Source organism: Streptacidiphilus sp. EB103A (assembly GCF_041261405.1).
Taxonomy (GTDB): domain Bacteria; phylum Actinomycetota; class Actinomycetes; order Streptomycetales; family Streptomycetaceae; genus Streptacidiphilus.
Genome location: NZ_JBGCAQ010000026.1, coordinates 1 through 21,548 on the forward strand (window position 1 = coordinate 1; position 21,548 = coordinate 21,548).

Below are 21,548 nucleotides of genomic sequence, written 5' to 3' on the forward strand. Positions count from 1 at the left end.
ACCAGAACCAGGCCCCCGGACCCATCCTGCGCACCTCCACCGACCTCATCCACGCCCTCCAGGACATCGACGCCGCCACCAAGCCCCACACCGACACCTACACCGCCTACCAACAGGCCTACAGCCCCTGGGACGACGGCAACGCCACCACCCGCGTCGTCGACGCCCTCCTGGAAGACCAGGGCTGACGGTTCGTCATCCGCCTCCGGGGTGAGACGCTGGTGTCCTGCTCCGGAGGGGAGGCGGCATGGTTGTCGTCGTCATCGCTGTGCTCGCACTCGCACTGGCGCAGTGGCCGCTGTTCACCCTGCTGCACCGGCGCCGCCTGCGCGCCTACCGCGCGCTGGTGGAACAGGCCCTGGCGGTGTCCGCGCAGGAGCGCCGCATCTCGGCCGAGGAGCGGGAGCTGTTCCAGCAGACGATCAGCCGACTGGAGGCCGTGCACGCGGCGGGCCTCGCGGCCGTCGAGGCCAAATGGCTCGGGCACGCCCGGGCGATCGACGACGGCTACCGCGAGAGCGTGCAACGCCTACGGGTCAGCCAGGCCGCAGCCCTGGTGAAGCTGCAGCAACGGCTCCCCCCGCCCGACGCCCTGCGCCTCCACGGCGAGCAGCGCCCTTGAGCCGCCCGACCGGCGTCGGCGGCCTCAGTCGTCTCAGCGCGTCCCCGCGCTGTCGCAGCTGATGGTCGCCAGCAACGGGGCACCACTCGGGCGCGCCAGCGCCAGGGATGCGCTCAGGCAGCCGCCGTGGGGGCGGACAGCGTCGGTGTACTCCGGCACCTGGTGGTCGAGGGGCTGGGCGTAGCTGCTCGACGTGCCGTCACCCGCGGCGACCGTAACCGTGGCCACGCGTCCGGTCGGCGCGGCGAGGCCGGCCAGCACCCCGGCCGGATAGAGGTAGGCGCGCGCCCAGCCGGCCCCGCAGTACGCCGAGTACTTCAGCTCCAGGGCGCCCACCTGGACGCCGTTCAACATCAGCGGTGTCTTGTCCAGGAGTTGGGCGTCCCGGGTGCACCCCGCCGTGATCGGGCTGGCGCCGTCCGCGAACGGCTGCGCGGTACTGGGCGTCACCGCTGGGGTGCTGCCGGTACCGGCGGTTGCCGCTGCCCTCGCCGGGTCGCCCGCGGACAGCGCCGCCGACGACGCGAACCCGGCGGCGAAGAGCACGGCGGCGACCGCCGCAAGCGTGGCCCACTTGCGGGTCGCCCCGCCGGTCCGCACGATTCCGGCCGGGACGGGCTCCGCAGCGCGTTCCACCACAGGCTCCCCCGGCACGGCGGGCGCGGCCCCGGCCCGGGCCTGCGCCGCCGCCTCGCGCAGCCGATCCGCCCAGAGCCCGGCGTCCGCTCCGCAGGCAGCCGCGAAGCCCCGAACCACCTGCTCGGTCGGCAGCCGCTTCCCCGCGGTGGCATCGGCCATGGTGGAGACCGAGAAGTGGGCAGTCCGCGCGAGGTGGCGGAAGCTGGGCGAGCCGGCCCGCTCACGCAGCGCGCGCAGGTCCGCCGCGAAAGCCGCGACCGGCCCCGGCGCCGCCCCGACCGCGGTACGCGGATCGACTCCCTGCGCCCCAGCCGATCCGGCGCCGCCAGCCGCAGAGTTTGTCATGTCCCCATAGTGACAGAGCCCCGCCGCCCTCCACCAGCGTCCAACTCCCGTCTCCGAACGCCCAGTTCAAAGCTGCCGAACGCAGCCGAACGCAGATTCCGGACGCCCGTACCCTTGGCCCCGCAACGCACCGCCCGCCAGCCTGTGATCCGCCCGCCGGACTCGCCGCCGGGCACGCCGCGGACCCGCCCGCGGCCCAGGGAGGAGCACCCCATGAAGCCCAACGGACGCCGCCAGAGGCGCGGCTTCGCCGCCGCAGCCGGAACCCTGCTGCTGGCCGCCGGCGGCGTGACCGCCGCCACGCACACGGCCTCGGCCGCCACGATCCCCGCCTGCTACGGCAGCGGGAACAACAACAGCTCCAGCTGCTACGGCCTCGACCCGATCGCCGAGGCCTGCAGCGGTGACGCGACCACGATCTACTCCCTCAGCACCTCCGTGGGCACGCTGGAACACCGGTACAGCGCCTACTGCAACGCCTCCTGGGTCCGCATCACCGGCTCCTCGGCCGGCACCGGCTTCTACATCCAGACCTGCTATGCCTCCTACGTGCAGGGCTACAACGTGCCCAGCGGCTACACCTACGCCTACTCGAACATGGTCCCCGGCAAGGGTGCAACGACGACCCGCGTCGGCGACTCGGCCAACCACGGCCCCTGCTGACCTGCCGTCAGGTGCTCGGCGGTTCGCCCGCTTACGGGCGAACCGCCTCCCCGCCCCTCAGGGCTGCTTCGCATCGGGGGATTCCCGAAACAGCGTCGGGAAACCGAAGGCCGGGACCAGGGCCGGGTCCCCGAACGAGACGACTCCGACGACTCCGTCGGCTCGGACGGAGAGCACCACCACTCCGTAGGCCCGGTGGACACCGTCCGGGCCCCGGCGGTAGCCGATGGCGGCGGGTTGCCCGTTGGCGCTGGTCGGCAGCATGCGCCAGTCACCAGGAGCCCCCAGGATCTGCCTGCCGAGGAAGGACACACAGGTGCTGCGTCCGGCGAACCAGGTCCGGAACGGCGTGGCCTCCAGTGTGGCCTCCTGGCAGAGGAGTTTCTCGAGCAGCAGGGTGTCGGCATTCTGGAAGGCCGCGATATACAGGTCGAGCAGCGCGCGGGCCGCCGGTTCGGCGACCTCGGCGGCCCCGGCGACGGAATCGGCTGCCACGTCCAACTGCCGGAGCCGGGCGCGGGCGCGTTGCAGCGTGCTCTTGACCGCCTCCGTCGTGATGCCGAACATGTCAGCGACCTCGGCCGCCGGGAACGCCAGTACGTCGCGCAGGATCAGCACGGCCCGCTGCCTGCCCGGTAGGTACTGCCAGCTGGCAACGAGCGCCAGCCGCAGGCTCTCCCGCTCGATGACGATGCTCTCCGGATCGCCGTTCTCGGGATCGTCCGAGTCGGGCGCCCACAGCACATCAGGAAGCGGCTGCAGCCAGGCGATCCCCGACTCTGCCGGCCGTACGGCGGCGCCGGGGTCCGCTTCTGGAGCTCCGAGGCCGGAGGGCAGGACCCGTCGGCTGTGGTGCTCCAATGCGGTCAGGCAGGCATTGGTGGCGATGCGGTAGAGCCAGGTACGCACAGATGATCGGCGTTCGAAGGCGGAGTAGCCACGCCAGGCGCGCACATAGGTCTCCTGCACCAGATCCTCGGCGTCCTGCACCGACCCGAGCATGCGATAGCAGTGCGCCAGCAGTTCTCGCCGGAACGGCTCGGTCTCCCTGACGAATGTCTCGTCGGTCTCGTCGTCCGGCAATGCGGCTCCCTGTGCATCGGTGTCCGATGATCGGACATCAGTCCCGGTCACACCGCGCGGCCGAGGAACGCCGCCAGCCGGTCGGCTGGGCCGGCGGCGGCAGGGACAGGCAGTTCGGGCCCGAACGGGGCCGCGCCGTCCGGTCCACGGTAAGCCTCGGTGACCGTCTTCTGCGTCATGGCGAACAGCTCGTCCGCGAGTTCGGGATCCAGGTCGGTAGGCAGCCCGATCGCCCGGGCGAGGTCCCATCCGTGGGTGAACTGGTCCGTTGCGGCCATTCCCAGCAGCTCGGCGCCGGAGAACTCACCGAACGGAAGCCGGACCGCCGCTTCGAGAACGCCCTCGGCCCCGAACGCGGCAAGCGCGATCCGGGCGCACTCGTCGTAGCTCGCCACGAAGTCACCGGAGCCGAAGTCCACGTCACCGCTCTCCCTGCCCACGCCGATGGACGCCGTCGCCCAGTAGGCCGAACTGATGACATGGTTGACCACGGCGCGCACATCCCACGAAGCGCAGGGCGTGGGCTCGCCCAGGTGACCGGGTCGGATGTGGGCCAGGACGGATCGGGTACTCGCGAATGCCCGGTCGAGTCGGCTGGTGGCAGGGTTCATGGTGTCGCCTCCGTCGGTCGTGGTAGCTCTGTCTCCACCTGTGCAGACCGACCGGAACGGACAAAGGAATCGGGTGGGCCGGACGGGGCCTCCGCCGATCCATGGCGGAGGCCCCGTGCATCAGGCCGGGACGGCGACCAGGAAGTACTCGCGGCCCGCGCTGTCCCGCACCCGGAGGGGTGTCCCCGGGAGCGAGCTGAACACCGCGGCGGCGACCAGCTGAGGTTCGTCCGCTGCGCTGAGCGCCGGGCGCAGGGCGGCCCGGACCGCTGCCCTGGTCTCCGGGGACAGCGGGCGGGACTGCTTCTTGTCCCGGACCAGTTGGGCGAGTCCGGCCATCTGGACGTCCGACAGGTCCGAGGACAGCCCCAGAGCGACGGCCCTGGCGGCGATGGTGGCCGTCAGCGCGGACCGGTTGAACTCGTGGCACACCTCGCTGGGGGTGTTGGGCGGCAGGAAGTGACGGGCGGTGCCGATGTCGGTCTTCAACGTGGCCTCCGTGATGGCTGAAGCGGCTTTCTCGCTCTCCATTGTCGCGCGAGGCACTGACAATCCGGCCTGGTCACAGGCCGGTTGACGGTTCGCCGTCGGCACCGTCTAGGGTGCGGACATGATCACGCAGACCTATCTCTCCCGGTTGTTCTCGCTGGACGGTATGACCGCCCTGGTGACCGGCGGCAGTTCCGGCATCGGACGGGCCGTCGCCGGTGCTCTGGCCCGGGCCGGCGCGGGCGTCGTGGTGGTCGCGCGCCGGGAGGCAGGGCTGGTGGCCACCGTCGACGAGCTCGCTGCGGACGGCTGCCGCGCGGCCTGGGTCAGCGCCGACCTGGGCACCCGCGAGGGCGTGCGGACGGCGGCCGAGGAGGCGGTCCGCGCCCTCGGCGAACCCGACATCCTGGTCAACTGCGCCGGGGTCAACCTGCGGCCGCCGCTGGGCGAGCTGGGCGAGGACGTCTGGGCCACCACGATGGCGGTGAACCTGGAGGCGCCCTTCCTGCTGGGTCAGCGCTTCGGTCCGGCGATGGCCCGGCGCGGCTTCGGACGGATCATCCACGTCAGCTCCCAACAGGCCCATCGGGCGTTCGTCCAGAGCGGCGCCTACGGCGTCTCCAAGGGCGGTCTGGAATCGCTGGCCCGCTCCCAGGCCGAGGCCTGGTCCCCGTCCGGCGTCACCTGCAACACCCTGGTGCCGGGCTTCGTGATGACGCCGCTCAACGCCCGGCTGGCCGACGATCCGGAGCAGGTGGCGGCACTCGCCGCCCGCACCATGACCGGACGCAACGGCCTGGCCGAGGACTTCGAAGGCGCGACGGTGTTCCTGGCGAGCCGTGCCTCCGCCTATGTCACCGGCCAGTCGATCTTCGTCGACGGCGGGCTGTCGGTGCACTGAACCGCCGGGGCTACCGCGCGGACGCGGACGCCGTACTGGAGTTGTTCCCGCTGGTCGTGGTGCCGGTCCCGGTCCCGGAGAACGCCGAGGAGGCGAGACCGGCCACCAGGAACAGCACGACCAGGATCTTGGCGGAACCCGACAGCAGCAGCGGCCGGGTGGCCGAGCGGGACTGCGGCATCAGTCGGGAGTCGTCGCCGAACAGGCCCTTGGGGTAGGCCGAGGTGAGCATGGTGGCATAGGCGCTGAAGCGCATCGCATACCGCGCGGTGGCCGCGGTGGCGCCGAAGACCGGCTCCGGCATCCGGCCCAGGACCAGGGTCACCAGCCAGATCAGGATGCCGAGGGCGTAGAAGCCGGAGCCGGCCAGGCTGCTCACGATGGCGGCGGGGATCAGCAGGAAGATCCGGAACAGTACGGCCAGACGGTTGAGGGCACCGGGGTGCAGCTCCACCTGGACCGGGTGCTCGGGGGCGGTGAAGGCGAACGGCGGATAGCGGTCGACCAGCAGCATGCCGTACGCGTACACCCGGGTCTGGTACGTCAGGCACCCGGTCAGGAACCAGGCGATCGGCTGGGGCAGCCGGCCCAGCACCAGGGCGGCGAACCAGCCGGCCACCGTCGCGAAGAACCCGGCGATGCCGAGGAAGAACAGCACCACGTACTGCGGGACCAGCAGCAGCAACCGCAGCAGCACCGTCCAGCGGCGCTGCTGGTCCGGCCCGGGGACGTCCAGCTCCGGAAGGACCTCGCCGGACACCCCGGGGACCGGCGCTCCCGCCCAGCCGTACTCAGCCATGACCCACTCCTCCGTCGTCGCCGGGGTTCTCAGGGCAGCGTCCCCCGGATCGGCCGCCCGCACCCGCGGTGAGGCCCGTTCGGCCCAAAACCGCCGCTTACTTGCTGGGAAGGACCAGCAGCAGCGCGAAGCGCGAAGCACGGTCGGTCCACCAGCGGCGGACGGTGAAGCCCGCGGCCGCGAGTTCGACGGTGAGGGACTCGCGGCGGAACTTGGTGGAGATCTCGGTGCGCAGGCTCTCCCCGGCCGCGAAGGCGACCGAGAGGTCCACGGCCGGGATCTTGACGCGCTGTTCGGTACGGGAGAGCAGGTGCATCTCGATCCGCTCCGCCTCGGCGTTCCACACCGCGCGGTGCTCGAAGGCGTCCGGGTCGAAGTCCGCGTCCAGTTCGCGGTTGAGGACGTGCAGCACGTTCTTGTTGAACGCCCCGGTGACGCCCTGGCTGTCGTCGTAGGCCGCCACCAGCACGCCGGGGTCCTTCACCAGGTCGGCGCCGAGCAGCAGGACGTCGTCCGCGCTGAGGGAGCGGCGCAGCAGCGCGTAGAAGTCGGTGCGCTCGGCCGGGTCGAGATTGCCGATGGTGCTGCCGAGGAAGGCGAGCAGCCGCGGTCCCGGCTCGTCGTGCAGGGGCAGGTCGTGCTCGAAGTCGGTGACGGCCGCGGTGACCCGCAGTGCCGGGTAGTCGCGGCACAGCGCCTCGCCGGCCTCCGTCAGGGCGGAGGCGCTGACGTCCAGCGGGGAGTAGCGCTGCAGGGTGCCCAGCGCGGTCAGGGCGTCCAGCAGCAGCCGGGTCTTGCGTGAGGAGCCCGAGCCCAGTTCGACCAGCGAGCGGGCCCTGGTGATGGCGGCGATCTCGGGGGCCCGTTTCTGCAGGATCTCCTGCTCGGCCCGGGTGGGGTAGTACTCGGGCAGTTCGGTGATCTGCTCGAAGAGCTTGCTGCCGAGTTCGTCGTAGAACCACTTCGGCGGCAGCGTCTTCGGCTGCGCCGCCAGGCCCTGGCGCACGTCGGCGCGCAGGGTGGTGGCGAAGTAGTCCGAGGGCAGTCGCGGTTCGATGCTGAAGCAGTCGTTCACGTTCTCGTCCTTGCTGTGTGGGCGGCGCTGTGCCGAGTGGGGCCGGACGGGGCGCAGCGGGTGGCTGCGCACCGCGTCCGGGGCGGCCAGGAGCAGGGTGTGGTCGGGGACTTCCTTCCAGTCGGAGTCGTCGTCGTGGGGTTCGGAGGCGACCAGGACGTGGTCCTCGGCCCGCCGGTACCAGAGGGTGTCGCCGTAGCGGGTGGCCGCGATGGTGCGGCCGTCGGTGAGCAGCAGGTTCAGCCGCGCCCCCGGGCGGGCCTGGGCGACCCGGCGGACCACGCCGGCCAGCGCCAGCCCCGGGGGTTCGCCCTGGCGCAGCCGTCGCGCCACCATGGCCCACAGCAGCGCCGAGTCGCTGCGGGCTTCCAGGGCCAGCAGGTCGGCGGTGTCGAGGCCGCTGCCGGCGGTGGGCAGCCTGGTCCAGTCGGGGACCGCGCCGTTGTGGCTGAACAGCCAGCGACCCTCGCGGAAGGGGGCGGCGGCGGACTCGTCCTGGGTGGTTCCGGCGGTGGCCGAGCGGACCGCGGCGAGGAAGGAGTGGCTGCGGACGGCGCGGGCGAGGTCGGGGAGGTTGGCGTCGGCCCAGATCGGGACGGCCCGCCGGTGCCGGAAGCAGGTGTCCTCCCCGTCGGATCCCGGGTCGCCCGCGCCGGGGTACCAGCCGAATCCGTAGCCGTCGGCGTTGACGGTGCCGTGGCGTTGCTGCCGCGGCTCCCAGGACTGCCGGTAGAGGCTGTGCTCGGGCTCCAGCAGCACCGACGCCAGCGTCGTCTCCGCTCCCAGGTAGGCCAGGTGACGGCACATCAGCGCGTCTCCGCGTGGGTGGCGTCGCGGGCGGTGCGGAAGCCGGAGAAGATCTGCCGCCGGATCGGGTAGTCCCAGTTGCGGAAGGTGCCGCGGCAGGCCACCGGGTCCACCGCGAACGAGCCGCCGCGCAGCACCTTGTAGTCGGGGCCGAAGAAGACCTCGGAGTACTCCTTGTAGGGGAAGGCCGTGAATCCCGGGTACGGCTCGAAGTCGCTGCCGGTCCACTCCCAGACGTCCCCGATCAGCTGACGGGCGCCGCTGGGGGCGCTGCCGCGCGGGTAGCTTCCGGCGGGGGCGGGCTGCAGGTGGCGCTGGCCGAGGTTGGCGTGGTCGGCGGTCGGGTCGTCGTCGCCCCAGGGGTAGCGCCGGGAGCGGCCGGTGGCCGGGTCCAGCCGTGCCGCCTTCTCCCATTCGGCCTCGGTGGGCAGTCGTCGTCCGGCCCAGCGGGCGTAGGCGTCGGCCTCGTACCAGCAGACGTGGACGACCGGTTCGTCGCCGGGGACGGGCTCGGTACGGCCGAAGCGCCGGCGCAGCCAGCGGTCGCCGTCGCGCTGCCAGAACAGCGGGGCGGTCAGCCCGGCCTGCTCCCGGTGGCGCAGGCCCGCCGGGGTCCACCAGCGCGGGTCGGTGTAGCCGCCGTCGGCGATGAACTCCTGGTAGGCCGCGTTGGTGACGGGCGCGGTGTCCAGCCAGTAGGCGGGCAGTTCGACGGTGTGCGCCGGGCGCTCGTTGTCCAGCGCCCAGGGCTCGGTGCTGGTGCCCATGGTGAACGGCCCGGCCGGCACCAGCACCTCGGCGGGCAGGACGGCCGCGTCGGCGGGCGCGGGCGGCGGCGCGGGGGCGTGCAGCACGGCGGGGCCCTGGCGCAGCTGGTGGGTGGCGAGCAATGTCTCGTCGTGCTGCTGCTCGTGCTGGGCGATCATGCCGAAGACGAAGCCGTCGGCCAGCAGCGGGGGGCCGTCCGGATCGAGGGCGGCGCCGTCGAGCACCTCCAGGGCCTGTTCGCGGACCTGGCGCAGGTAGGCGCGGGCGGGTTCGGGGGCGAGCAGCGGCAGTGCGGGCCGGTCGGCCCGGGGGTGCTGGAAGGCGTCGTAGAGCGGGTCGAGGTCGGGTCGGATCGCCGCCCGCCCGCCGGCGTCGCGCACCAGCCACAGCTCCTCCTGGTTGCCGATGTGGGCCAGGTCCCAGACCAGGGGCGACATCAGCGGGGAGTGCTGGGCCTTGAGACCGTCCTCGTCCAGGCAGTCGGTCAGGGCCAGGGTGCGGCGGCGCGCGGTCTCCAGGGCGGCCGCGATCCTGGCTCGCAGGTCGCCTCGCAGGTCGTCTCGCAGGTCGGGGGTGTCGTGCTGGTTCATCCGCGGATCCCTTCCAGGAGGTCGTCTGCGGGACATCGGCCCCGCTCGGCATAGCGCAGGGCGAATGCCGCCAGCGCGGCGCGCAGGTCGGCGGGGGCGCCGGAGCCGGCCATCGCGGCGTCGGCGGCGCTGAAGCAGGCGCGGACGGCCTTGCCGATCACCGGATCCGACGGTCCCAGCCGGGCGGCCAGGCTCCACTGCTCCGGCGTCGGCACGGCGGCGCCGTCGCGGCAGAGCGGCTCGGTGGCCTCCCAGGCGGCGCCGGCCGCCGCCGGATCGTCGAGCAGGGTCGCGGCCAGGGCGGCGGCCACCGCCCAGTCCTCGCCGCGCTGGGCGTCGATCATCCGCAGCTCCAGCCAGCCGCGTGGGCGCACCGGCGGGAAGAGCGTGGTCAGGTGGTAGTCGAGATCGTCCAGCGTGGGCGGCCGGACCCCGTCCGGGCCGCGGGTCCAGGCGCGGAAGGTGAGCCCGGGCGGGGCGTTCCAGTCGTCCGGGGCCGGGCGGCGCAGGCACAGCAGCGGGGCGTCGAGTGCGTAGTCGGCCCAGGCGGCCCGGGGGTCGTCGCCGTCGTCACTGCGGGTCACCGGTCCGGTGCGCGGCGGGTCCATCCGCTCCCACACGGCCCGCCGGGTGGACCGCCAGCCGGTCGGCCGGCCCCGCCACAGCGGGGAGTTCGCGAAGGCCGCGATCAGCACCGGGCCGAGCCGGTGCACCAGCTCCCAGCGGAAGCGGTAACCGGAGGTGCCCGCCGAGTCGTCACCGGCGTCCAGATTGACCTGCACGGCGGCCGTGGCCCGCATCATCATCCGGCCGGCCGGGCCGACCCGGTCCAGATATGCCTCCATGGCCCGGTACCGGGGGTGCTGTGCCACCCGGGGCGGGTCCAGGTGCGGTTCCAGACCCGCACCGGCGAGGACCAGGCCGTCGGCGCCCAGGGCTCCGGCCAGCACCTCGGCGTCGGCGCGGAGGGCCCGTACGCAGTCCGCCAGAGCGGTCGCGGGCAGGGAGCTGAGCTCGACCTGCCCTCCGGGTTCCCGGGTCAGGCTGCTGCCGGACGGCAGCGCGCCCGGCTCCGCCAGCGGCGCCAGGACCGCGTCCAGCCGTTCCGGGGGCACCGGCCGCCGCGCGTCCGCGCCGTCGTGCACCAGCCATTCCAGTTCGAGACCGGTCCGCCGGGGTGGGCCGGTCTTGAAACAGATCCCGTAGACGTGTTCCCGGGCTTCGTTCTCCGCCAGGCGGTGTCCCATGACATCCGCTCCTCTCGTCACTCGCTCGCTCTACCCCGGAGCACCTTCGGGTACGCCTGGGGGTCCTGCTCACGGTGGGAATGGCCGATACGCAACCGTTCCGGTGTTTCCCGGGACTCAGACCAGTGAGGACCGGGCCGTCCCCAGTCGCAACTCGAAGCCGCCCCGGGCTGTTCCTCAGCCCCCGGTCGCGCTGCGGTAGAGCGCCGCGATGTCCGGGCCGAATCCGGGTGAGTACGACAGGTCGGCGGTGAAGCCGCCGGACTGGTAGCCGCCGATGGCGCCCACCACCGTGCCTCGGCCGTCCGGGCCCACCGCGGCCAGCAGCGGGCTGCCGCTGGTGCCGCCGGTCATCCCCCGGCAGGGGAACTGCGCCTGGCCGCTTCCGAAGCCTTGCAGCCGGTTGGCGCAGACCACGGGGCGCTCGCCGGTGCGGGGGTAGCCCACCGCCTCCACCGGACCGTGCCATCGCGGTTCGAAGGCCAGCCCCTCCGCGCCCACGGCCTCCTCCACCCGGCGGGCCGCGCCCAGCGGACGGGTCGTCAGGAACGCGACGTCGAAGTCGGGGTCGCCGTCGCGCCACCAGCGCGGGTCGGTCACCACCCCGGTCACCGCCCAGATCCCGAACGGATGCCGGCCCTCGTGGTATCCGGGCACGAACAGCAGGGACTTCCCGGACCCGGCCGCCTCCGCCGCGGAGGCCCGCCCCGGTTCCACCACGCAGTGCGCCGCGGTGACCAGCAGGTCCCGGGCGGGGCTGTCGACCACCGCCGCGGTGCAGAAGTGCTGCGCCGGACGGCCGTCCACGGTCGTGAACACCGCTCCCACCTGCGGAATCACCCCGGCAGGACGGACCTCCGGCAGGTTCGCGCCGTCGCCGGACCCGGCGACGTCCGTGCCGGGCGGCAGGGCGGGCACCGCCCCCGGGAGGATCCCGCCCGACGGCGCGGCCGCCGCGGAGTGGCCGGATCCCGGGCTCTTCGACGCGGCCCCCGGCGCCGCGTGGCACAGCACCAGCGCCACGGCCACGCCGGCCCACAGCAGACCGGCTCGCGGCGACGGACGGTTCGTCATATTTCCGCATCCTGGCCCGCCCTGGATCGTCCGACCAACGGGGACCGGCAAGTGGGTGAGATCTCCCCGGTCGGAGCAGTGCCGCCGCACCGTTGCTGACGGGTGGTCAGCCCGTGGGCACCGGCCGTCGACCCGGACGGCCAGCGACCATCCGTGTGAACCGGGCAGGTGCGCCGAGATGCGGGCGTCCGGGACGGAGTGTCTCGTCGTGTCTGCGGGCCGCAGATGCCAACGGTCCGTCGGGTCGCCGACGAGGACGGCCTGCATCCCCGTTCCTGGAGGTTGTTCCATGCGCACTGCGCGCACCCTGGCCGTCTGTGCCCTCGCCGCCACCGCTCTCGCCCTGCCGACCGCAGCGTCCTTCGCGGAGGGCAACGAAGGCCAGATCGAGGCCAGCCCCAGCACAGTCAAACCCGGCGGCACGGTGACCCTCAGCACCGCCGAGACCACCTGCCCCAAGGACGACCACATCCGGGTCTCCGAGCAGAACCAGGGCTGGTCGACCAGGCTGACCGAGGGCACCATGTCGCTGGTGGGGACGCTGAAGATCCCGAGCACCGCCGAGGCCGGTACCTACACCGTGGTCGGGAGCTGCCCCACCGGCGGCCGGATCGTCGCCGGTGAGTTCACCGTCGCCGACAGCGCCCCCGCCGGTTCGGTCAGCACCGGCCTGGGCGGCGGCTCCAGTGACGGCAGCGCCGGCGAGATCGCCGGCGGCGTCGCACTGGCCGTCGCGGCCCTGGCAGGCGGCGTGTACCTGCGCCGCCGCGCCGCCGCCGACCGCGCCTGAGGCCCGCACGGGCGCACGGGCGCAACCGGGCGCAAGGGCGGCAGGGTGGGTAGCCATTCCCGACCGGGAGGCCGCTGCCCACCCCGCCGCCGTCCACGATCAGTCACCGCACCTGCTCGGAGAGAGCCCGCCATCATGACCTCGAAGCGTGTGCGCAACAACCGGGTGGTGGCCCTGGTCGCGGCAGCGGCGCTGGGCACGGGGGCGTGGATGCTGTACGACGGCAGCACCGAGACCGAGCACCCGCCACAGCCCTCCGCGGCCGACTCCTTCGCCGGCATCAAGGTGCCGTTCGTCTCCGCGCCCCCGACCGGCCGCGTCTGGCCGTACCCCAACGCCCCTCGGCAGGCGGGGGTGCGACCGCTGGGGGATTCCGTGCCGGTCCGGGTCAGAATCCCGGCGATCAAGGTCGACGCCCCCGTCACCACGCTCGGCCTGGACGCCCAGGGCCGCCTCCAGGTGCCGGACGATTCCGACCGCAACCTGGCCGGCTGGTACCGCGACGGCCCGGCCCCCGGGACCGCCGGCAACGCGATCATCGACGGTCATGTCGACACCCTGAAGGGTCCGGCCGTCTTCTACCTGCTGGGCTCGCTGCACAAGGGCGACACCGTCGAGATCGACCGCAGGGACCGGCAAGCCGCCGTCTTCACCGTCGACGCCATCGAGGTCTACGCGAAGGACGCCTTCCCCTCCAAGCGCGTCTACGCCCCCACCCGCCGCCCCGAACTGCGCCTGATCACCTGCGGCGGCGGCTACAGCAGGGCCTCCGGCTACCTGGGCAATGTGGTGCTCTACGCCCATCTGACCGCCACCCGGCGCATCTGAAGCGCCGTCAGGGGACGGCGACGATGTCGCCCGGGTTGATCCCTGCGGTGATCTGCGTCAGCTGGTCCACCGTGATGCCGGTGGCGACCGGGACCGGGTGGGAACGGCAGTGGCCGGCGCGGCCCGGGGACGGACAGTGCAGCAGCAGCACACGCGTACCGGCGCCGTCCGAGCGCACCGCCTCGGCGGGGACGGCCAGGACGCCCGGGCGGGCCTCCAGGGTGATCGTGACCGTGGCGGGCATGCCCGGCAGGGCGCCCGCGGGCGGGTCCGGGACGACCAGGTCGAGCGGGTACGCGGCCGCTCCGGACGCCCAGGGGGCGGAGACAGGGGCGGGGGCGGTCGCCGCGGTGGCGGACAGCGGGAGTGCGATCACGCTGGTGGTCAGCTGCGCGGCGGCGTCCGGCACCGCGACCTCGGCCGGCTGGCCCGGCTGCAGCCGTCCCCGCACCTCACCGCCCACCTGCGCGTGCACCTCCAGCTCACGGGTGCGCAGCACCAGTACCGGGGTGCGGCAGTCAGGGGTCGCGCCGACCGCGGTGCCCACCTGCTGGACGATGCCGTCGGCGGGCGCGGTGATCGTCGCGTCCGCCACCGTGCGCTGCAGCGCCGCCACCCGCTGCTGCCCCTGGGCGACCCGGTCCAGGTCCGGTCCGAGCACCGACTGCGCTGCGGCGGCGGGCTCGGCCGCCGTACCGGTCCCGCCGGTGTCGGCGGCGACGCTGCGATGGTCGGCCAGCAGGGCCTGCGCCTGGGCGAGGTCCTGCAGGGCCGCGTCCAGGGCACGGTGGGCGGCCGTGGTGTCGGCGCGGGCCAGGACCTGACCCTTCGTCACGGTCTGCCCCGGGGTGGCCTGCAGGGCGGAGACCGGGCCGAGGCCGGGGGCCGGGTGCGGCACGGTCGCACACACGTCGGAGTCGGCCGTCCCGCCGGCGGGCACCGCGGTGCTCGCTCCGAAGTACAGCTGCCAGCTGACCGCCGCGCGCAGCACTCCGGCCAGTTGGGCGGTGGCGCGCAGATCCACCTGGTGCACCCGGAACTCCCGGACCGAGACGCCCTCGCCGGCCGTGGGCACGGCGAGGGCCGCGCCTCCGGCCACCACCAGCGCGCCGGCCCCGGCCAGGCACCGACTCAGGCCCCGACGCACGGCACTCCCCCTCGTACCCCAGTCGGCCGACGCGGTAGCTCCATGCCCCGAAGCATGACAAATCGTATTTATAGACTCAACTACCCCACGCGGTGCGCCGCCCGAATTCCACGCTCGCCCGCATCGGCCCCGCGGCGGCCCCGCACGCACCGGCGCCCCCGGGTGCTGAACCCGGGGGCGCCGGCTGCCGGGGAGAAGAGTTCCCGGCAGGTGACTGAGCTGAATGCCGCTCAGACTCCAGCGTGTGACCGCCGGTGGCAGTGCGCAACGCCACTGGTCCGGACGGGTGACCCGGCGGCCCGGGCAGCCCAGTGGCCGGCTGTCGCCCGTTCGGACCAGTCCCGGGTGACCGCCGGGGGCAGCCGGTCGTTGACGGGGCATGCCCGAGCCTCGCTGGTCCCGTGTGACCCTCGCCGAGCTGCCGCCGCAGTGGGCCGCCCCCGTGGAGCCGTCCGATCCCGGCCGGGCCCGCCCGGTCTCCCGTCCGCAGGACGAGCCGATCTACTCCCAGCTCGCGGCCGAGTGGCGCGGGAACGGCCGGACGCTGCCCGGGGGGCAGGACCGGGAATGGGCCGAACTCGTCGCCCGGCGGACCTGGCGCTGAGACCCGGAACGGCAGACGGCGGCCGGCCGCGGCCGGTCTGTCGGAAGCCTTGACATGTCCAATTGACGATGCGTCAATTCCAACAGCGACCAACATTTTCCGTCCAATACGACCAGCATGCCCCGGGCGAGCCGGGGCTCGCTGCGTGCTGCGGTCGGACCGTTTCCGGTCGCATCCCACCTGCTGAGAGGTGATCCGGTGACCAGAGCGCGGCGTTGCGGAACAGGTCTTCCGACAGTGCTCGGGGTGGTGACACTGCTGCTGATAGCGATGGGTTTTGGGCCGACCGCCCCAAAGGCGCACGCCGCCACCGCGACGACGATATCCGTCAGCGGGACCAGCGCGGGCAAGACCTTCGACGGGATCGGGGCCATCAGCGGCGGCGGGGGCAACACCCGGCTGCTCACCGACTACCCCGCGGCCCAGCAGCAGCAGATCCTCAACTACCTGTTCAAGCCCGGCTACGGAGCCGACCTACAGATCCTCAAGGTGGAGATCGGCGGCGACACCAACTCCACCGACGGCTCCGAGTCCAGCCATATGCACACCGCCTCGGCCGTCAACTGCGGTACTGGGTACGAGTGGTGGCTGATGGAGCAGGCCAAGGCGCTCAATCCCTCGATCAAGCTCTACGGTCTGGCCTGGGGTGCGCCCGGATGGATCGGCGGCGGCAGCTTCTGGTCCACCGACATGGTCAACTACCTGGTGAACTGGCTGGGTTGCGCAAAGTCGCACGGCCTGACCATCGACTACCTCGGCGGCTGGAACGAGCGCGGCTACAACATCGCCTGGTACGAGCAGCTGCGCTCCACCCTGAACGCCGACGGCTACTCGGCCATCCAGATCGTGGGCGCCGACAGCGACTGGAGCGTCGCCACCGACATCGCGTCCAACTCCGCCTTCGCCAACGCCGTCTCGATCATCGGGGTGCACTACCCCTGCGCGGGCGGGGACGGCGGGACGGCCAACACCTGCAGCGGCAACACGACCGCGACCGGCACCGGCAAGCCGTTGTGGGCCAGCGAGAACGGCTCGCAGGACCTCAACGCCGGGGCCGCCGCGCTGATCCGCTCGATCACCCGCGGCTATCTGGACGGCGGGCTGACCGCCTACATCAACTGGCCGGTGGTCGCCGCGGTCTACCCGAACCTGCCCTATGACACCGACGGCCTGGTGCTCGCCGCCCAGCCGTGGTCCGGCGCCTACAGCGTCGGCAAGAGCCTGTGGGCCACCGCCCAGGTCACCCAGTTCACCGCACCGGGCTGGCAGTTCCTCAACACCGGCTCGGGCTACCTCGGCGGCAGCGAGTCCAACGGCAGCTATGTGTCGCTGAAGTCGAGCAGCGGCGGCAACTACTCCACCGTCATCGAGACCACCACGGCCACCGCCGCCCAGACCGTCACGGTGAACGTCTCCGGGGGCCTGTCCACCGGCGCCGTCCACGTCTGGGCGACCAACCTGAGCGCGTCCGCCGCCACCGGCGGCATGGTGCAGCAGAGCGACATCACCCCCTCGGGCGGCTCGTACTCGCTCACGGTGCAGCCCGGGTACATCTACACGCTGACCACCACCACCGGCCAGGGCAAGGGCACCGCGGCGAGTCCGGCGCAGAGCGCGCTGACCCTGCCGTACTCCGACACCTTCGACAGCGACACCACCGACCAGCAGCCGCGCTACCTCTCCCAGCAGCAGGGCGCCTTCGAGGTGGAGCCCTGCGCCGGCGGCCGCAGCGGCAGCTGCGTGGCCCAGCAGGCGCTGGTCAAGCCGATCGAGTGGGACGGCGACGCCAACCCCTACACCATCGGCGGCAGCCTGGGCTGGACCAACTACACCGTCGCCGCGGACGCCCTGATCAAGACGGCCGGCTCGGTACAGCTGCTGGGACGGGCCGGCACCCAGCACAGCTTCGGTCCGGCCGGGATCAACGACTACTACCTGCAGCTCAGCAACACCGGGGCCTGGTCGATCGTCCGCAACACCACCGGAAACACGCTCACCACGCTGGCAAGCGGCACGGTGACCGCACCGGGGCTCGGCAGCTGGCACCACCTGGCGCTGACCTTCAACGGCAGCAGCATCAGCGCGGCCGTCGACGGCACCACCGTGGGCAGCGCCACCGACAGCAGCTACATCGCCGGCATGGTCGGGCTGGGCACCAGCGGCTACCAGGGCGACCAGTTCGACAACCTGACGGTCACTCCGGTCGGCACCACCCCGACCGCCCGGCCCATCGTGGCCGTCGACAACTCCGGCAAGTGCGTCGACGACAACAACGGCTCCAGCACCAACGGCACCAAGGTCCAGCTGTGGGACTGCAACCTGACCGCCGCGCAGAACTGGACGGTCGGCACCGACGGCACCGTCCGCAGCAACGGCGGCGCCTGCCTGGACATCACCGGCGCCGCCACCGCCGACGGGACCCTGGTCGAGCTGTGGACCTGCAACGGCGGCGCCAACCAGCAGTGGCAGCAGCAGGGCAGCGCCCTGGTGAACCCGGCGTCGGGCAAGTGCCTGGACGACACCGGGTTCAACACCGCCAACGGCACCCAGCTGGAGATCTGGACCTGCAACGGCGGCGCCAACCAGCAGTGGGTCGAGACCTCGCAGTGACCGCCGGGGTGAGCGCCGCCGCGGTCGGGGCCGCGGCGGCGCTCACCCCCCGAGCAGATCTCATTTCGGTTACGGGTCCAGTCCAGTTGTGGGCAATCTTTCATGTCCCTGCCACCTTGGTCGGGGCGCCAGGACATCTGTGCGGCCCAGAGTTCAGCCGTCGTGTCCTGCCCACCGATCCGGAGGACTCCGTGGCCCCCCTCACCCGTCGCACCTTCCTCGGCTCCGCCGCCGCCCTCGGCGCCGCCCTCGGCATCGAGGCGGTGACCGGCCCCGCGTCCAGCGCCGCGGCAGCCGCCACCGGCACCATCAAGGACGTCAAGCACGTGGTCGTGCTGATGCAGGAGAACCGCAGCTTCGACCACTACTTCGGCACCCTCAAAGGGGTGCGCGGCTTCGCGGACCGCAGCACGGTGCCGCTGTCGGGCGGCTACTCGGTCTTCAACCAGCCCAACGGCAGCGGCCGCCAGTACCCGTGGCAGCTCAGCGCCACCACCACCTGGGACTTCGGCGCCACCCCGGAGACCCTGGCGCAGTGCGACGGCTCGCTGGACCACGGCTGGTCCACCCAGCACAGCGCCTGGAACGGCGGGAAGATGGACAACTGGATCTCCGCCAAGGGCTCCAGCCGCACCATGGGCTTCCTCAACCGCTCGGACATCCCCTTCCACTACGCCCTCGCCGACGCCTACACCATCTGCGACGCGTACCACTGCTCGATCCTCAGTGCGACCGGGCCCAACCGCACCTATCTGTGGGGCGGGATGATCGACCCGGGCGGGACGGCCGGCGGCCCCGCCTACGACGGCGGCTCGGAGTCCGGCCTCAGCTGGCAGACCTACGCCGAGACCCTGCAGAACGCCGGGGTCAGCTGGAAGGTCTACCAGAACGCCAGTGACAACTTCGGCGACAACGGCCTCGCGTACTTCAAGCAGTTCGCCAACGCCGCCGCCGGCAGCACGCTCTACCAGCGCGGCATGGCCTCGGTCCGCTCCACCGGCTCCACCCCCGACGACATCGCGGCCGCGATCAGGGCCGACGCCCTGGCCGGCACCCTGCCCCAGGTCTCCTGGGTGGTGGCCAGCCAGGCCTTCTCCGAGCACCCGGACGCGCCGCCGAACGACGGTGCGCACTTCATCAACCTGGTGCTGCAGGCCCTGGCCGCCGACAGCGGCGTGCTGGACTCCACCGTGCTGTTCCTCAACTACGACGAGAACGACGGCTTCTTCGACCACGTCCCGCCGCCGGTCGCGCCCTCGGGGACGGCCGGCGAGAGCTACAGCGGTCAGCCGCTCGGGCTGGGCTTCCGGGTGCCGATGGTCATCGTCTCCCCCTGGACCCGCGGCGGCTGGGTGGACTCCCAGGTCTCCGACCACACCTCGGTGATCCGTTTCCTGGAGACCTGGACCACAGCCCTGGGCACCCCCGCGATCTGTCAGAGCATCAGCTCCTGGCGGCGCAAGGTCTGCGGCGACCTCACCGGCGCCTTCGACTTCGCCAACCCGGTCTCCGGTCTGCCCGCACTGCCCTCCACCAGCGCCACCATCGGCCAGGCGAACTGCAACGCCCTGGTCAACCCGGGTCCCGGTACCAATGCGATGCCCACCCAGGAGGCCGGCACCCGCCCCGCGCGCGCCCTGCCGTACCAGCCCAACGGCTTCGTGGACCACCTGGAGTTCGACTCCGGCGGCAAGACCCTGGTGTGGATCAGGATGGCCAACCAGGGCGCGCAGGCCACCTCCGCCGCCCACTTCTCCATCCACGCCAACGCCTACCGCAGCGGCGGCCCCTGGCAGTACACCGTGGACCCGGGCGGCACCGCCTCCGACTTCTTCAACGCCGGCACCGGCTACGGCAACGGGAAGTACGACCTCACCCTGGTCGGCCCCAACCGCTTCCTGCGCCGCTTCGCCGGCGACACCACCGCCGCGGGGAGCAAGGCCGAGGCCGTCCCCTCCTTCGCGCCCGCCCCGGACACCGGCAAGCAGGCGGTCTGGTTCGCCCTGGCCAACACCTCCACGGGGCAGGTCACCTTCACCATCACCGCCACCGGCTACCGCACCGACGGCCCGTGGACCTACCAGGTCCCGGCCGGCGGCAGCGTCTCGGACTACTTCAACGCCGTCGCCTACAGCAACGGCTGGTACGACTTCACCGTCACCGTGAGCAGCGACCCGAGCTGGAGCCGCCGCTTCACCGGCCACATCGAGACCGGCGCCGCCAGCGTCAGCGGATAGCGCGTCAGGAGACAGTGCGTCAGGGGCGCGGCGCCCCGGCCTGGATCCAGCGGTAGAGGGGCTCACCGGGGCAGTCGGTGTCGCGGCCGTCCCGGTGCCCCGCGACCTCCGGCCCGGCGGCGCCGTGCTCGCGCAGCCAGTCGACGGCGTCGCACAGCCCGTTCAGCAGCGCCGTGCCGGGCTCGGTCAGCCCGGAGTCGCCGATCATGGCGCAGACCGCGTAGTGGGCCCGGTTGAGCCCGCGATCACCGTTGGCGCCGCTCTCGTGGTGCGCGCCCCGCCCCTCGAAGACCCGCCCGTGCGGGCAGACCAGGGCGTTGTAGGCGATGTCGATCCAGCCCTGCACGGTGTCGGCCAGGTGCATCGCCTGGATCTCCCGCACCCGGGCGGCGCAGCGGTGGTGCCGGTCCGGGAGCGCCAGGTCGGCGGGGACCTGCCGACCCTCGTAGTGGATCTTGACGCCGCGGGTGCGCGGCAGAGCCCGCCACTGCTCCAACGGCGGCAGCGCGCCCCACTCCGCACGGGTCACCAGGGTCTCCACGCAGGTGATTCTAGGAGGCTGTGGAGAAGGGGTTGGTGGTATCCGCCGGGGTCGTGCCCGCCGGAGCGGGCGACGGCAGGAGCGAGGAGGAAGGCGAACCCGACGTCGAACCGGAGGGTGACGGCGACGGCGACGGCGAGGGTGAGGGTGAGGGTGAAGGCGACGGCGAGGAGGAGGCAGAGCCCGACGTCGAGGCCGACCCGGATGTGCTCGTCGAGACGCTGGGCGCGGAGCTGGTGCTCGGGGGCGGCGTCCGGTGGTCCGTGTCGCCCCGGCCGCCCGTGGGCCGGCCGAACCACTGGCCGGTCTCCGGGTCCACCAGCACGATCACCGTCACCTCGACCTCCGAGGGCACGACGACCACGGTGTTCCCGGGCTCGAAGGAGGTCCACCTGGTGCCGGTGAACCTGGTCGAGGCATCGTCGGCCAGCGGCGCCAGCAGGGGATTCCCACAGGCGCAGCGCACCCGCGGCAGCCCGTGGGCGTCGATGAGCACAGCGGTGCCGCCCTGCAGCACGGACTGGAAGCTGGTCGCGGCGCCGTTGCTGAAGCCGTGGTTGGTGACCCGGGTGTCCAGTCGCAGCACCACCGGGGTGAGCGTGCGCAGGTAGGACGGGACGGCCGAGGAGTCGATGCCCTCCACTCCGGCCCAGGCCCTGGCCTTGTCCGGGTGGGCGGTGAGGAAGGCGGACAACTGGGCCACATCACAGCTGGAGAGCCGCTCGGTGCCGCCGTAGAGGCCGACCGCGGAACCCTGGTAGCGGAGGGCGCCCGCAGCGGCGGCCGTCGCCCCGGTGGAGTTCGCGGCCGAGGGCTTCGCCGAGACGGTCGCCGCGGTGGCGACCGAGGCGGTGAAGGGGGCGGGGCCCGCGCTGCCGACCGACTGCAGGGCGACCTCCTGGGCGGCCTGCGCGGTCTGCTTCGGCGAACGGTTGGTCAGGACCACCGCGAGTACCGCCGCGACGGCGGCGACACCGGCGACCAGCGCGATTCCTCGCACGCTGCGCCACCACGGACGGCGCGGACCGCCGGACGAGGCCGCCGACAGCCGCCGGTCGCCCGGAGGCTGTGACGGCGG

The 21,548-nt window shown here is 72.8% G+C and carries 21 protein-coding genes and 1 pseudogene; 9 read left to right on the forward strand and 13 right to left on the reverse strand.

The window, feature by feature from the left end; all coding sequences use genetic code 11:
* Nucleotides 1-188 (forward strand): CDP-glycerol glycerophosphotransferase family protein (locus ABH941_RS34410; protein ID WP_370133710.1); only part of this gene is annotated, 188 nt, incomplete at its 5' end.
* A gap of 59 nt (nucleotides 189-247) precedes the next feature.
* The gene (locus ABH941_RS34415) at nucleotides 248-622 is read left to right on the forward strand and encodes a hypothetical protein (RefSeq protein WP_370133713.1); all 375 of its coding nucleotides are present in this window, start codon (nucleotides 248-250) and stop codon (nucleotides 620-622) included.
* Nucleotides 623-655: 33 nt separating this feature from the next.
* Here the strand turns inward: ABH941_RS34415 and ABH941_RS34420 are convergent, their stop codons facing one another.
* Nucleotides 656-1,606, reverse strand: a complete 951-nt coding sequence (locus ABH941_RS34420; RefSeq protein WP_370133715.1) for a DUF2690 domain-containing protein — start codon at nucleotides 1,604-1,606, stop codon at nucleotides 656-658.
* A 213-nt stretch (nucleotides 1,607-1,819) separates the two neighbouring features.
* Between ABH941_RS34420 and ABH941_RS34425 the strand changes: the two genes are divergently transcribed.
* Complete coding sequence (locus tag ABH941_RS34425) at nucleotides 1,820-2,269, forward strand: DUF2690 domain-containing protein (RefSeq protein WP_370133717.1); 450 nt, start codon at nucleotides 1,820-1,822, stop codon at nucleotides 2,267-2,269.
* 57 nt (nucleotides 2,270-2,326) lie between these two features.
* Here ABH941_RS34425 and ABH941_RS34430 read toward each other — a convergent pair whose 3' ends face one another.
* The 3 genes from ABH941_RS34430 to ABH941_RS34440 form a co-directional block, all read right to left on the reverse strand.
* On the reverse strand, nucleotides 2,327-3,403 hold the full coding sequence (locus tag ABH941_RS34430; RefSeq protein WP_370133719.1) for a sigma-70 family RNA polymerase sigma factor: 1,077 nt from the start codon (nucleotides 3,401-3,403) through the stop codon (nucleotides 2,327-2,329).
* The gene (locus tag ABH941_RS34435) at nucleotides 3,400-3,963 is read right to left on the reverse strand and encodes a TIGR03086 family metal-binding protein (protein ID WP_370133721.1); all 564 of its coding nucleotides are present in this window, start codon (nucleotides 3,961-3,963) and stop codon (nucleotides 3,400-3,402) included. Before ABH941_RS34435 ends, ABH941_RS34430 begins: the two co-directional genes overlap by 4 nt.
* A 120-nt stretch (nucleotides 3,964-4,083) precedes the next feature.
* Complete coding sequence (locus tag ABH941_RS34440; RefSeq protein ID WP_370133724.1) at nucleotides 4,084-4,452, reverse strand: hypothetical protein; 369 nt, start codon at nucleotides 4,450-4,452, stop codon at nucleotides 4,084-4,086.
* A gap of 121 nt (nucleotides 4,453-4,573) precedes the next feature.
* Here ABH941_RS34440 and ABH941_RS34445 point away from each other — a divergent pair, with 121 nt between their 5' ends.
* Complete coding sequence (locus ABH941_RS34445; protein ID WP_370133727.1) at nucleotides 4,574-5,353, forward strand: SDR family NAD(P)-dependent oxidoreductase; 780 nt, start codon at nucleotides 4,574-4,576, stop codon at nucleotides 5,351-5,353.
* A gap of 10 nt (nucleotides 5,354-5,363) precedes the next feature.
* On the opposite strand, the gene ABH941_RS34450 is transcribed toward ABH941_RS34445, so the two are convergent.
* From ABH941_RS34450 to ABH941_RS34475, 6 genes and pseudogenes are all read right to left on the reverse strand, one after another.
* Complete coding sequence (locus ABH941_RS34450) at nucleotides 5,364-6,152, reverse strand: DUF4389 domain-containing protein (RefSeq protein WP_370133730.1); 789 nt, start codon at nucleotides 6,150-6,152, stop codon at nucleotides 5,364-5,366.
* A 97-nt stretch (nucleotides 6,153-6,249) separates the two neighbouring features.
* A complete protein-coding gene (gene egtD, locus ABH941_RS34455; RefSeq protein ID WP_370134054.1) occupies nucleotides 6,250-7,227 on the reverse strand; it encodes an L-histidine N(alpha)-methyltransferase in 978 nt (325 codons plus the stop codon).
* Nucleotides 7,228-7,353: 126 nt separating this feature from the next.
* A pseudogene (gene egtC / locus ABH941_RS34460) lies at nucleotides 7,354-8,034 on the reverse strand (ergothioneine biosynthesis protein EgtC); the annotation flags it as partial.
* Nucleotides 8,034-9,392: an ergothioneine biosynthesis protein EgtB gene (gene egtB, locus ABH941_RS34465; RefSeq protein ID WP_370133733.1), complete on the reverse strand. Its 1,359-nt coding sequence runs from the start codon at nucleotides 9,390-9,392 to the stop codon at nucleotides 8,034-8,036. The pseudogene egtC and the gene egtB, both read right to left, overlap by 1 nt.
* Nucleotides 9,389-10,639, reverse strand: coding sequence for an ergothioneine biosynthesis glutamate--cysteine ligase EgtA (gene egtA, locus ABH941_RS34470; protein ID WP_370133735.1), 1,251 nt, complete (start codon nucleotides 10,637-10,639; stop codon nucleotides 9,389-9,391). The genes egtB and egtA overlap by 4 nt, the downstream gene beginning before the upstream one ends.
* Before the next feature lie 177 nt (nucleotides 10,640-10,816).
* Nucleotides 10,817-11,713, reverse strand: a complete 897-nt coding sequence (locus tag ABH941_RS34475; protein ID WP_370133738.1) for a serine protease — start codon at nucleotides 11,711-11,713, stop codon at nucleotides 10,817-10,819.
* Nucleotides 11,714-12,002: 289 nt separating this feature from the next.
* On the opposite strand from ABH941_RS34475, the gene ABH941_RS34480 reads away from it, so the two are divergent.
* Together ABH941_RS34480 and ABH941_RS34485 are read left to right on the forward strand one after the other, a co-directional pair.
* A complete protein-coding gene (locus tag ABH941_RS34480) occupies nucleotides 12,003-12,503 on the forward strand; it encodes a hypothetical protein (RefSeq protein ID WP_370133741.1) in 501 nt (166 codons plus the stop codon).
* Between the two features lie 135 nt (nucleotides 12,504-12,638).
* Entirely contained in the window at nucleotides 12,639-13,331 is a 693-nt protein-coding gene (locus ABH941_RS34485; protein WP_370133744.1) for a class F sortase, read from the forward strand.
* Between the two features lie 7 nt (nucleotides 13,332-13,338).
* On the opposite strand, the gene ABH941_RS34490 is transcribed toward ABH941_RS34485, so the two are convergent.
* The gene (locus ABH941_RS34490; protein ID WP_370133747.1) at nucleotides 13,339-14,478 is read right to left on the reverse strand and encodes an efflux RND transporter periplasmic adaptor subunit; all 1,140 of its coding nucleotides are present in this window, start codon (nucleotides 14,476-14,478) and stop codon (nucleotides 13,339-13,341) included.
* 379 nt (nucleotides 14,479-14,857) lie between these two features.
* Between ABH941_RS34490 and ABH941_RS34495 the strand changes: the two genes are divergently transcribed.
* From ABH941_RS34495 to ABH941_RS34505, 3 genes are all read left to right on the forward strand, one after another.
* Nucleotides 14,858-15,082, forward strand: coding sequence for a hypothetical protein (locus tag ABH941_RS34495; protein ID WP_370133749.1), 225 nt, complete (start codon nucleotides 14,858-14,860; stop codon nucleotides 15,080-15,082).
* A 246-nt stretch (nucleotides 15,083-15,328) separates the two neighbouring features.
* Nucleotides 15,329-17,692, forward strand: a complete 2,364-nt coding sequence (locus tag ABH941_RS34500; RefSeq protein ID WP_370133752.1) for a ricin-type beta-trefoil lectin domain protein — start codon at nucleotides 15,329-15,331, stop codon at nucleotides 17,690-17,692.
* 191 nt (nucleotides 17,693-17,883) lie between these two features.
* Complete coding sequence (locus tag ABH941_RS34505) at nucleotides 17,884-19,929, forward strand: phosphocholine-specific phospholipase C (protein ID WP_370133755.1); 2,046 nt, start codon at nucleotides 17,884-17,886, stop codon at nucleotides 19,927-19,929.
* 19 nt (nucleotides 19,930-19,948) lie between these two features.
* Here ABH941_RS34505 and ABH941_RS34510 read toward each other — a convergent pair whose 3' ends face one another.
* Together ABH941_RS34510 and ABH941_RS34515 are read right to left on the reverse strand one after the other, a co-directional pair.
* A complete protein-coding gene (locus tag ABH941_RS34510) occupies nucleotides 19,949-20,470 on the reverse strand; it encodes a hypothetical protein (RefSeq protein ID WP_370133757.1) in 522 nt (173 codons plus the stop codon).
* Nucleotides 20,471-20,480: 10 nt separating this feature from the next.
* Nucleotides 20,481-21,470 (reverse strand): DUF6777 domain-containing protein, encoded by a 990-nt coding sequence (locus tag ABH941_RS34515; RefSeq protein ID WP_370133759.1) that lies wholly within the window; start codon nucleotides 21,468-21,470, stop codon nucleotides 20,481-20,483.
* Nucleotides 21,471-21,548 lie beyond the last annotated feature (78 nt).

Bases quoted from the DNA above. Each gene is read 5' to 3' on its own strand.
- ABH941_RS34415 (WP_370133713.1), top strand. From the start codon at position 248: ATGGTTGTCGTCGTCATCGCTGTGCTCGCACTCGCACTGGCGCAGTGG.
- ABH941_RS34420 (WP_370133715.1), bottom strand. From the start codon at position 1,606: ATGACAAACTCTGCGGCTGGCGGCGCCGGATCGGCTGGGGCGCAGGGA.
- ABH941_RS34425 (WP_370133717.1), top strand. From the start codon at position 1,820: ATGAAGCCCAACGGACGCCGCCAGAGGCGCGGCTTCGCCGCCGCAGCC.
- ABH941_RS34435 (WP_370133721.1), bottom strand. From the start codon at position 3,963: ATGAACCCTGCCACCAGCCGACTCGACCGGGCATTCGCGAGTACCCGA.
- ABH941_RS34445 (WP_370133727.1), top strand. From the start codon at position 4,574: ATGATCACGCAGACCTATCTCTCCCGGTTGTTCTCGCTGGACGGTATG.
- ABH941_RS34450 (WP_370133730.1), bottom strand. From the start codon at position 6,152: ATGGCTGAGTACGGCTGGGCGGGAGCGCCGGTCCCCGGGGTGTCCGGC.
- egtB (WP_370133733.1), bottom strand. From the start codon at position 9,392: ATGAACCAGCACGACACCCCCGACCTGCGAGACGACCTGCGAGGCGAC.
- egtA (WP_370133735.1), bottom strand. From the start codon at position 10,639: ATGGGACACCGCCTGGCGGAGAACGAAGCCCGGGAACACGTCTACGGG.
- ABH941_RS34475 (WP_370133738.1), bottom strand. From the start codon at position 11,713: ATGACGAACCGTCCGTCGCCGCGAGCCGGTCTGCTGTGGGCCGGCGTG.
- ABH941_RS34480 (WP_370133741.1), top strand. From the start codon at position 12,003: ATGCGCACTGCGCGCACCCTGGCCGTCTGTGCCCTCGCCGCCACCGCT.
- ABH941_RS34485 (WP_370133744.1), top strand. From the start codon at position 12,639: ATGACCTCGAAGCGTGTGCGCAACAACCGGGTGGTGGCCCTGGTCGCG.
- ABH941_RS34495 (WP_370133749.1), top strand. From the start codon at position 14,858: ATGCCCGAGCCTCGCTGGTCCCGTGTGACCCTCGCCGAGCTGCCGCCG.